This is a genomic window from Psychrobacillus sp., assembly GCF_056205495.1.
The window spans coordinates 1-10,107 of sequence record NZ_JBAEAP010000160.1 but is presented as its reverse complement, the minus strand read 5'-3'; the positions used below and the strand labels follow the sequence as shown (position 1 = coordinate 10,107).

10 protein-coding genes are annotated in these 10,107 nt (G+C 36.8%); 4 read left to right on the top strand and 6 right to left on the bottom strand.

Annotated features, from left to right (window positions below; all coding sequences use genetic code 11):
• Positions 1-324 precede the first annotated feature (324 nt).
• Positions 325-714: an NUDIX hydrolase gene (locus AC06OU_RS04805; RefSeq protein WP_475854324.1), complete on the bottom strand. Its 390-nt coding sequence runs from the start codon at positions 712-714 to the stop codon at positions 325-327.
• A 202-nt stretch (positions 715-916) separates the two neighbouring features.
• On the opposite strand from AC06OU_RS04805, the gene AC06OU_RS04800 reads away from it, so the two are divergent.
• The 3 genes from AC06OU_RS04800 to AC06OU_RS04790 all read left to right on the top strand — a co-directional run bounded on the left by AC06OU_RS04800 (position 917) and on the right by AC06OU_RS04790 (position 2,712).
• A complete protein-coding gene (locus AC06OU_RS04800; protein WP_475854323.1) occupies positions 917-1,351 on the top strand; it encodes a GNAT family N-acetyltransferase in 435 nt (144 codons plus the stop codon).
• Between the two features lie 12 nt (positions 1,352-1,363).
• The gene (locus AC06OU_RS04795) at positions 1,364-1,795 is read left to right on the top strand and encodes an HIT family protein (RefSeq protein ID WP_475854321.1); all 432 of its coding nucleotides are present in this window, start codon (positions 1,364-1,366) and stop codon (positions 1,793-1,795) included.
• Positions 1,796-1,995: 200 nt separating this feature from the next.
• Positions 1,996-2,712 (top strand): YebC/PmpR family DNA-binding transcriptional regulator, encoded by a 717-nt coding sequence (locus AC06OU_RS04790; protein ID WP_475854320.1) that lies wholly within the window; start codon positions 1,996-1,998, stop codon positions 2,710-2,712.
• Positions 2,713-2,967: 255 nt separating this feature from the next.
• Here AC06OU_RS04790 and AC06OU_RS04785 read toward each other — a convergent pair whose 3' ends face one another.
• Positions 2,968-3,147: a hypothetical protein gene (locus tag AC06OU_RS04785; RefSeq protein ID WP_475854319.1), complete on the bottom strand. Its 180-nt coding sequence runs from the start codon at positions 3,145-3,147 to the stop codon at positions 2,968-2,970.
• 346 nt (positions 3,148-3,493) lie between these two features.
• Here AC06OU_RS04785 and AC06OU_RS04780 point away from each other — a divergent pair, with 346 nt between their 5' ends.
• Complete coding sequence (locus AC06OU_RS04780; RefSeq protein WP_475854318.1) at positions 3,494-3,964, top strand: hypothetical protein; 471 nt, start codon at positions 3,494-3,496, stop codon at positions 3,962-3,964.
• Positions 3,965-4,085: 121 nt separating this feature from the next.
• On the opposite strand, the gene AC06OU_RS04775 is transcribed toward AC06OU_RS04780, so the two are convergent.
• The 4 genes from AC06OU_RS04775 to AC06OU_RS04760 all read right to left on the bottom strand — a co-directional run bounded on the left by AC06OU_RS04775 (position 4,086) and on the right by AC06OU_RS04760 (position 9,816).
• Positions 4,086-4,508, bottom strand: coding sequence for a DUF4395 domain-containing protein (locus tag AC06OU_RS04775; protein ID WP_475854317.1), 423 nt, complete (start codon positions 4,506-4,508; stop codon positions 4,086-4,088).
• Positions 4,509-4,853: 345 nt separating this feature from the next.
• Positions 4,854-6,509 carry a ribosomal protection-like ABC-F family protein gene (gene abc-f / locus AC06OU_RS04770; RefSeq protein ID WP_475854315.1) on the bottom strand — a complete coding sequence of 552 codons (1,656 nt, stop codon included), beginning with the start codon at positions 6,507-6,509 and terminating at the stop codon, positions 4,854-4,856.
• 295 nt (positions 6,510-6,804) lie between these two features.
• On the bottom strand, positions 6,805-8,775 hold the full coding sequence (locus AC06OU_RS04765; protein ID WP_475854313.1) for a TRAP transporter permease: 1,971 nt from the start codon (positions 8,773-8,775) through the stop codon (positions 6,805-6,807).
• A 42-nt stretch (positions 8,776-8,817) separates the two neighbouring features.
• Complete coding sequence (locus AC06OU_RS04760; RefSeq protein ID WP_475854312.1) at positions 8,818-9,816, bottom strand: TAXI family TRAP transporter solute-binding subunit; 999 nt, start codon at positions 9,814-9,816, stop codon at positions 8,818-8,820.
• Between the last annotated feature and the right edge of the window lie 291 nt (positions 9,817-10,107).

Below are 10,107 nucleotides of genomic sequence, written 5' to 3'. Positions count from 1 at the left end.
AAAAACTGGCGGATCTTTAGTTTAAAAACAAGACGCTTCTAAATAAACAAATAATATTTGCATAAACTTAACAAATAATTTCTACTCATAGAATTAGCCAACAACTTAAAAACTGCTATCTTCTTTCCATCAAAAGAAGGTAGCAGTTTTTTAATATATGGATTCATCCACAAAATTTTAACTACTCTATTAAGAAACTTGCGCAGTCTTTATAAAGAGTGAAAACACTTGTGAATCGATTCTATCCCTCCAGCTTACTCTCTCCTGCATGTATCATAAAACATTCACTCTATACTTGTGTTTTTTTGCCTTCCTTGGACTGGTTTAGTCGGCAAGAATAGCTTCCACAATTTCTTTTGGTCGAACATCGTAGGAAGACAAATCCTTAAGGTCAATCCACATAGGCTCGTAGCTCCCTTTCTCGAGAGAAGGACTTTTAAATTCATCCCCACTCCCAGCACCAAAGGTACCTCCTATAATATCGGCTATATAATAATATTGAGTTCCGCTGTAAGGTAGTACTTTAAAAAGTCGCTGGATACGAACATGTACTCCTAGTTCTTCATATGTCTCTCGAATAGCTGCTTCCTCGGGGGTTTCCCCTTCCTCGATTCCCCCACCAGGAAAGACATAATAGGTGACTAAAGGTTTTGTTCTTTTAATTAAGGCAACTTTCCCCTTTTCCAAGATAATTGTAGACCCTCTATTTCGCATGTACACTCCTCACCTAACCTTTTTTAAAAATTATAACAATATTTTGTGAACTAAAGTTGGTTAATATCTTATGAAGACCTTCATAGAAGAATAAAGATTTCGAAGAATTTGACTATATAGTGGCTATGGATGAAAATAACAATATAAGTATAAACAGATATATGACCACAAAGACCTGCTTCAATCACAGGAGGAAGTTAAAATGAATTATAATTATTCTCAAGGAGTGCCAGACACTCAAACACTTTTAGGAGTTTTAGAGCTTCATAAGCATGTGTTTGAGGGAGCCGAGCTAGAGACGGAAAAGCTAAAGGAGAAAAGTAACTTAATAGTATTTGTAGCAAAAGATGCTGAACGAGTAGTAGGATTTAAAATTGGCTATGATTACGGAAATCGAACATTCTATAGCTGGCTTGGTGGGGTACACAAGGAATTCAGAGGAAAAGGAATAGCAAAAGAACTGATGCGTAGACAACACGAACTGGTAAAGTCCATTGGTTATACAAAAGTTCGCACTATTTCAAGGAACGAAAAAAGAGAGATGCTTGTTTTAAATATTAAGTTTGGTTTTGATATTAAAGAAACGCTTATTAGTCATAAAGGTAAACATAAAATTGTTTTAGAAAAAATGTTATAGGGAGGATTTTACATGATAGAATGCATAGGCTGCACATTAGCCAATAAGAAACAAGAGGTATTCGTTATATTTGAAAATGATCACCTTACCTGTTTTTTAGACCATGAGCCTTTTAATAATGGGCATGTACTTATACTTCCGAAAAGGCATTATGAAGATGTCGATGACTTAGATGTAGAGGTTGCCTATTCTATAATGGATGCTTCTCGCCTTATTTCCAAGGCTATTAAAAGATTGTATGCACCAGATGGAATTACGATCAGTCAAAATGGCGGTGTGTTTAGTGAATTGACTCATTATCATATGCATGTCGTTCCTAGGTATGAGGGGCAACAATTTGCAGAGTTTTATCAGGATAGACCCTTCGAACGAAGCTTAGAAAGTTTACAATCTGTCACAGCCAAACTAAGAGAGACAGTTAGAGCCGTAATAGCAGAAGGGTAACAAAATAAATAGTTGAAAGAGTCTTGTCCGAGAAATGGTACGACTCTTTTTTACTTTTTGGGAACTATATAGAGGGGCAATGGGTATAAAGGGGATGGAAGTTAATGTATTAATTTTTGCTACTTATAAGGAATCTAATGTATAATAACACAGTAGAATTCTAGAGTACGAAAACAATAGGAGAAAGAGAGTGGGACTTTATGGGTCGTAAATGGAATAATATCAAGGAAAAGAAAGCTTCCAAGGATGCGAATACTAGTCGTATTTATGCCAAATTTGGTCGTGAAATATACGTTGCAGCAAGACAAGGTGAACCTGATCCCGTCTCCAATCAAGCGTTAAAGGTTGTATTAGAGCGTGCGAAAACTTACAGTGTACCAAAACATATTATTGATAAAGCAATTGAAAAAGCAAAAGGTGGATCTGAGGAAAGCTATGACGAGCTTCGCTATGAAGGATTTGGTCCAGGTGGATCAATGGTTATCGTAGATGCATTAACAAATAACGTAAATCGTACTGCTTCTGATGTGCGTGCTGCATTTGGTAAAAATGGCGGCAACATGGGAGTTAGTGGTTCCGTATCTTACATGTTTGATGCAACAGCAGTTATTGGGTTAGAAGGAAAAACAGCTGACGAGGTATTAGAAATCCTAATGGAGGCTGATGTGGATGCTCGTGACATCTTGGAAGAAGACGACGCGGTCATCGTATACGCAGAGCCAGATCAATTCCATGTTGTACAAGAAGCTTTAAGAGCAGAAGGAGTTGAGGAATTTACAATTTCTGAGCTTACAATGCTTGCACAAAATGACATTGCGTTGGATGCAGATGCACAAGCACAATTTGAAAAAATGATTGATGCTATCGAAGACCTAGAGGACGTTCAGCAGGTCTATCATAATGTAGAATTAGCTTAAATCAAAAAATCTTCACATCAGGAAACTGGAGTGAGGATTTTTTTATGGAAAGAGCTTTCTTCAACCTACACAAACTCGGATGATAGACCAAATGAAGTAACCAAGTTGAAAGAACTGTTAATAAGGGTTTGCACCACGTTTATATGAAGAATTTGCATAAATACTTTATATAAACGTGGTCTTTCCAAGTTCCTGTTGGTATATCTAATTTTATAGAACTATCGCCTGTCCTCTTGACGCTCTACATAGTTATAATTAGGTAGCTAATGCCGTAATTGAAAATAGGATAATCGCTAAACATATACTTATTACAATCGTATTGACATAAGTTTCCTCGTTGTCTCTAACTTTATGCAAGATAGAGACTAGGTTTACACAAATAATTACAGCTAGTATTGGATTATATAATACTCCTAATTGTGCAATTTGATACAAAACATCTACCTCCTGTCTTTTTGTTCTTTTGTATAAACTAAATTGAACTATATATATCTATGATACTCTATTAATAGAGTTTATTCCCAAAAAGTAACAAATATTGAAGAGTATTCTATATATAGGTTTTTACCTTATGCTAGATAAAATTAAATAATATTATTTATATTTTGATAAAACATACCAAAAATGAGGTTTAAGGTGCTCAAAAGCAACTTAGATATCAGTGATACCCCATGTGCTGAGCATTTATCAAGATAATAAGGAGTACTCCTATTTAAATTTCTAAAAGGAGAAACCGTTCAAGTTATAGAGCGTCTAATTGGTAAAAGGGAGAGAAAGGGAAATGAGAAAATCCTTCATTTGTGCTTTAATTCTGCTGTTAGGCAGCTTCGTCATCCTAAGCCCAGCTATGGCAAGCTGGGCTTATCAGTTTGTAGTTTGGGATGGTGACGTGTATATAATTACGGAAGAAAACGTGGAGAAAATAGGCAAGGAGATTGGACATGTAACAAAATACTCAGATAGAGAAGGAACGTATTCAGGTAACTTTTCTAATACATTTCCGAAAGGAACTAAATATTATGAAATAGTGGAAGTAGATCCAGAGGTAGCTATTGCAGTTGAATCAGAATTAGGGATATACGTGAAAGCAAATAATGACGGAGAGTATGCGGGAAGTAAGAATTACAATTGGAATACAATATCCATTTCTTTCATTGGAGGGGTACTCTTTGTACTTCTCATAGCCATTGCTATAACGTATGGCCTTGGAAAGAAAGGGGAAAACCAATCGTGGATAAACCAGTTCTTGTAACCGTAACTCATGACCGGGATGGTGAAGAGTAAAGATACTCTTTGTGCTTTGGTTAATCGTTAATGTCAAAATAAAAAAGAGTAGAACTGTGACCATGAAATAGTTCTTCTCTTTTTCATTGTTAATGGGTAGCAGAGTTATTTCTACGATATTTCCATTGCTGATATTGGAAACGAAAGAAACAACCTATGCAAAACCCTAAGATAGCCACAAATGCTGCCAAGCCAACCATGACTGTTGCAATATTAAATAAAATGCTCCACTTTAGGAAAAAGCTAATACTAGCTACAACTAAAAAGCCAACTGCAAGCCATTGATTAAATCTTAGCTGATCATAATCCTCTTGGATGTATTCACTACCAGGCTTCTTTAAAAACCTTTTAGCTATAGCTAAGATAGGGTGAAATCCAATTAATAAACTGGATAGATTAGCGATTAATGGTATAAGTAAAATCCATGCTGATTGAGTAAGGAGCGCTATGACTACGGAGGTTACTATTGACCACTGGTTGACCATAACAAGGGGTTTTGGAATTGTCTTCATCTTAAAACCTACTTTTCTGATTGGATTTCTATTATTATATGTTGATTTTCAGTTAATGTAAATTAATTTAGAACTAAATGACCTATTTCCCGGGAAATCGACAAATTTTTTGAAAAGTGGCTGAGAAATAACTAGTCAATAAATTAAAAAACGTGAAATCAACAACAACTTGATTTCACGTCCTTATTTCCTTTTAAATCAGCTGATTTCTTGTAAAGCATCTCTCTTATTGTTTGGTAGGGAGACGGCGACAAGGAGATTGAAGCCGTGCCCTCCGAAAGCTTCTGTCGTAACAGAAAACATACATTTTATTTTGAGGAGTGTTACGTCCCATTCTCTTTTGTGTTATTTGGTTTTTAACTTATTAATCTTTTGGGTCAGTAAATTAAATTGCTCATCTAACTCGGCGTACTTGGAATCCTTAGGTAGAAGGTAGCTTAATTGACCTAAAATGGCAAGACGCTCTGTTTCTAAAGTCAGGAGAATTTTTTCGACTTCATTTTCTTCTTCTCTATGGAGCCACTCATTGTATGTCATCTCGACTTTCTGGACTTTCTTATTTTCAAATATAAGTAGCTTGTTGGTTAGCTTTTCTAAAAAATATCGATCATGAGTTACAAGTAAAATAGTACCTGGATAAGTGGAAAGGGTTTTTTCTAGCTGCTCTCGAGAGGGTAAATCGAGATGATTTGTAGGTTCATCTAAAATAAGTACATCTTTTTGATCTAACATGAACTCCATTAACTTGAGTTTTACCCTTTCACCCATACTCATAGTAGAAATGGGACGTAGCCAATGGTCCTTTGAAAATCCCAAGTTGGTCATCAGAGTTTGAATGATCCCTCTTGTTTCGAAATCTGTGGTTGCAAAAAAGTCAGAGGGGGTCTGCTCATTCGGAAGGTCGAATACAGTTTGTCGTAAATAGCCGATATTCATCGAATCCGTTTTCCAAAGCTCACCGTCAAAGGGTTCCTCTCCTATAAGCATCCGGAAGAAGGTTGTTTTACCACTTCCATTAGCACCTATAATACCAACGCGTTCATTTGATTGAATAGTAAAGGAGGTATTTTGGAAAAGAGTTTTAGCATTAAAGGATTTGCTTAAATTTTTGGCTTCTAGAATGCGTTTTCCCTTTTTTTTATTCCCATCAATAGAGAAGTTGACTTCCTTTTCCTCTACTGGACGATCTACCCGATGCTTAGAAAGCTCTAGCTCTAGTCGTTTTTGTTTAGAGCGGATTTGAACATCCTTTTTCTTTGCCTTCATTCGGAAATATTCTTTATATCCATCCTTCTTTGTAGACTCAGCGTGAGCCTTATTAGTCCATTTTTTTAACTCTGCAATTTGTTTTTCTACGAGTTGTACTTTTGATTGTTGCGCGTTATATTCTCTCTGTTGAGTAAGGAGTATTTCTTCTTTTCTTTTGCGGTAGGTAGAATAGTTTCCTTTGTAAGGAGTTAGTTTTTGATATTCTATTTCCCATATATAATTTGTTACTTGGTCTAGAAAGTAACGGTCATGAGAGACTAAAATAATGGTTCCGGGATAGGTAGCTATTTGCTCCTTTAAAAAGGATAGACTGCTTTGGTCTAAATGATTAGTAGGCTCATCAAGTAAAAGTAAGTGAGACCTTTCTGCAAAAACTTTAGCTAGTCTTTTTTTCATCTTTTCTCCACCACTTAAACTATTATAAGAAAGGGTAAGGGGTACAGACCACTTGCTCATATAAGTCCATTCATCCTTCTCCACATCAGTTGAATAGAAATTATCGTCCTCTTGCTTGCAGTAGCTAATGGTCGGAGGAGCTCCTATCCATTCGATTTGTCCAGAAGAGGGGTGAGCTTCGCCTGAAAGGACGGACAGAAGCGAAGATTTGCCTTCACCATTTCTCCCTACAATACCTATTACAGCGCCTAAAGGTATATCTGTTTTTATATCTTTAATAATTTCTTTATGACCATGTGTAATGCTTAGATTTACTATTCTTCCTTGTATTGTCATAACATTTCCTCCCTGTTGGAGAGACTAAAAAAATCCCTCCGATTATAGACGGAAGGATTTTGCTGCCATTTAAATGTACGACAAAAAATAACTACAAAATGTTTGCAGTAATTCATTGATCTGATTTGAAAAATGGGCAGACTCATCCTATTTCCGTTTTAGCTAAAAATATTTTTCTGCGTTAAGCAGCAATATTAAGCGAGAAATAAGATTACAAAATCATAGTCCACCCATCGTCCCTTCGATATTAGTTACTAATTAATATAACATATTCTTCTGAAAATTAAAGGGTTAATTAATACAGTGCTTGACTAGACCTTGGACTTTCCATTTCAAGTTCATCGTCTGTTCTTCTTTTTTGTATGAACCAAATTCCTATGATAAGCACGAGTCCAATCACACTACTTAAAATCTCAGGAACAATAAGCATTAACCCGGCTACAAATAAGACGGATCGCTCCCAATACCTTGAATATCTAATGAAATAGCCAATCATGGAGCTGCTTACCGCAACCATCCCAATTAAAGCACCAGCTAAGGATAGTATCATGCTGATCGGTTCCACATCTACCATTACTAAAATTGGATTATAGATAAAGATAAATGGAACAATAAAGGCTGCAATGGCTAATTTGACTGCGTTCATACCCGTTTTAAATGGATTAGCGCCGGCAATGCCTGCCCCTGCATAAGCTGCTAGACAGACAGGCGGAGTGATGTCTGCGACTATTCCAAAATAGAATACAAACATATGAGCAGCAATTGGAGCTACTCCAAATTCATTTATTAATACTGGAGCAGCAATAGTAGCAGTAACTACATAGTTTGCTGTAGTAGGTAAACCCATTCCTAATACAATACAAGCTATCATAGTGAATATGAGAGCAAGAATTAGATAACCATTGGATAGGGCTATCACTCCAGCAGCAAATTTGGAGCCAAGGCCTGTCATACTTACAATACCAGCTATAATTCCAGCGGTAGCTACCGCTGCTATAACTGGGAGAGCAACTCTTGTACCTTGCTCTAAAACATGTATAGTCTTTTTAAGGGACATTCTTGTTTCTTTGCGTATTAAGCTCACTAGAAAGGCAGCGACTATTCCAAATAGTGCAGCACGCTGCGGAGTAAATCCGTAAATAATGGTTCCTGTAATTACGAAAAGTGGTAAAAGCATATACCAATTCCGTTTCATCGTCTTTGTAAAAGAAGGTAATTGGGACTTAGGTAATCCATGTATCTTCAGTTTTTTTGCCTCAAAATGAGTGCCGATAAAAATACCTGTAAAATAGAGAATGGCTGGAATAATAGCAGCCATCATGATAGCCCCGTAGGATACACCTAATATCTCCATCATAATGAACGCGGCTGCACCCATCATAGGAGGCATAATTTGACCACCTGTAGATGAAGCAGCTTCAGTTGCACCAGCAAATTCCGGCTTAAATCCTGCTTTTTTCATCATAGGGATGGTGAAGGAGCCAGTTGCCACCGTATTACCAACGGAGCTTCCTGATATAGTTCCTTGCAGTGCACTAGCTACAACTGCGGTTTTTGCTGTACCACCTGTATATCTTCCTGTTAAGGAAAAGGCTAAATCATTGAAGAATTTCCCTACGTTTGTTTGTACGAGCATTACGCCAAAGAATAGGAAGAGGAATATAAACTTTGCTGAAATTTGAACTGGGGTGCCAAAGATTCCACTTTCTTTGTACCAAAGTGCAGTAGCGGTTCGCTCAATCGAAAATCCAGGATGTGAAAGGATTTGAGTAGGGACAAAATTTCCGAAGATAGCATAAAGTATGGCTACTAAAGCCACTATGACGATTGGTAAGCCAACCGTTCTTCTGGTCGCTTCCAGGACGAGAAGAATCCCAAGGATGGAGATAATTACATCAGGTATGCTATATCCGGAAATTCTGCTCTGTAATATTGAATCAAAAAAGAATATTTTATGATAGGTCACATACATCGCAGTAAAGGCAAGTACAATGTCATACCACGGGATATTCCTTTGTGTTTTAATTAAACTTCTTTTGAATGGATACAAAAGAAAGATAACTCCGAGAGCAGTTCCTACATGGACAGCCCCTTGTTTTTGGGTGGGCAGAGTTCCAAAGTAGGCAGTATATAGATGGAATACGGTTAAGGCTACACCTAAAAAGGTAACGACCCATGCCCACTTTCCAATATTTGTTCGGAATTGATTTTCTTTATCGTATTTTTCCAATATTTCTTGCGCATTTACAGGTTGCTGATCTTTCATTGCCTCACCTCATCTTTAACTGGATTTATTTATACATCGATTTTATTTTACATCGTCTAAGCTTTTAATATCTGAGCTTTCACGTGTAACAATTTGAATAACCTCTGGATAAATATGACCAATAAAAGCGGCGTTTGGAACTTCATGTCCTTCAAATGCAGCCTCACCATTTACTGCTTGTAATGCTGGCACATGTACAGACATTCCTAAATCCATGTTGCCGTCTCGAATACTGGATAGATTTTCTACAGACGCTCCAGTTTCTGTATTAGTTAAGTTAAATCCTTCTATATGTTTGTTCCAAATGCTCGCCATCTCTCCACCTAGTGGATAATAAGTGCCACCTTGGCTTCCGGTGCCTAGTATAAAATCATTTTTTCGATTGCTTTTGTCAGCAGTCAGCTCAGCAACCGGATTGTCTACAGTAAGACCCTGTTCCTCATAGTAACGTTTAGCTCCAGGATGAATTGGAAGTCCTTCAGCGCCGTTTAGAGCATTTTCTAGAATCATTTGCTTTGCCTGAGCATGTGTATTTTCACTGGCATTTTCAATCATGATCTTAGTTAGCTCATACCCAAGATCTTCATCAATCGTATCCGTGCTTCCCATTAAAATAGCGTACGCTGTAACTGTTTCTACATCTGAATCCAAAAAGTCGTATGTGTCCTTAGGTATAGTGTGACGTCTATAGCCGCTATTCTCTTCAATATAGGAAATCGCATCATCAGATAAGCTCATCATTACTACATCTCCGGCAGAATTCTGCAAGCTCTCGATACTAGCGGCAGGGAGGCCAAGAATACCAATAGAAATATCAATGTTCCCATCCTGAACACCATCAGCAGCATCTCCGAATCCTTCCTGATAAGCCTTGTAATCATCCTCTGTAATTCCATATGCATCTAAAATTAGCTTAGAAACAGAGTTAGTTTCACTAGCGGGTGGCCCAATTGCAATATTTGGCTTACCCCCACTACATCCAGCCATAAAAAGTGCTAAAACTGTGACGAACAAAATAATGCTAAAACTTTTCTTCTTCATTTTCTCTCCCCCCAAAGGATTATTATCATCTCAATGACAGCGTTTTCAAAATTAAAAACAATAATATAATTGTCATTTTAAGTAGATGATTATTAATATTATACTTTTAATCTAAAATTTTACAACTAAATATCAGTATTTTCAGATATTTAAGGTTTGATTACAGATATATTGCAGGTGCCAGGCACCTGCAATATATCTGTAATAGTTCTGGGTACGGATGTTTGTTTATATTTATAGATGGAGTTAATTAATTATTTCAAAATGTATTTAAATTCGTGATTTTTAATA

Excerpts from the sequence above, each read along its gene's own strand:
- AC06OU_RS04805 (WP_475854324.1), bottom strand. The coding sequence starts at position 714 with ATGCGAAATAGAGGGTCTACAATTATCTTGGAAAAGGGGAAAGTTGCC.
- AC06OU_RS04775 (WP_475854317.1), bottom strand. The coding sequence starts at position 4,508 with ATGAAGACAATTCCAAAACCCCTTGTTATGGTCAACCAGTGGTCAATA.
- abc-f (WP_475854315.1), bottom strand. The coding sequence starts at position 6,509 with ATGACAATACAAGGAAGAATAGTAAATCTAAGCATTACACATGGTCAT.
- AC06OU_RS04795 (WP_475854321.1), top strand. The coding sequence starts at position 1,364 with ATGATAGAATGCATAGGCTGCACATTAGCCAATAAGAAACAAGAGGTA.
- AC06OU_RS04765 (WP_475854313.1), bottom strand. The coding sequence starts at position 8,775 with ATGAAAGATCAGCAACCTGTAAATGCGCAAGAAATATTGGAAAAATAC.
- AC06OU_RS04790 (WP_475854320.1), top strand. The coding sequence starts at position 1,996 with ATGGGTCGTAAATGGAATAATATCAAGGAAAAGAAAGCTTCCAAGGAT.
- AC06OU_RS04780 (WP_475854318.1), top strand. The coding sequence starts at position 3,494 with ATGAGAAAATCCTTCATTTGTGCTTTAATTCTGCTGTTAGGCAGCTTC.
- AC06OU_RS04760 (WP_475854312.1), bottom strand. The coding sequence starts at position 9,816 with ATGAAGAAGAAAAGTTTTAGCATTATTTTGTTCGTCACAGTTTTAGCA.
- AC06OU_RS04800 (WP_475854323.1), top strand. The coding sequence starts at position 917 with ATGAATTATAATTATTCTCAAGGAGTGCCAGACACTCAAACACTTTTA.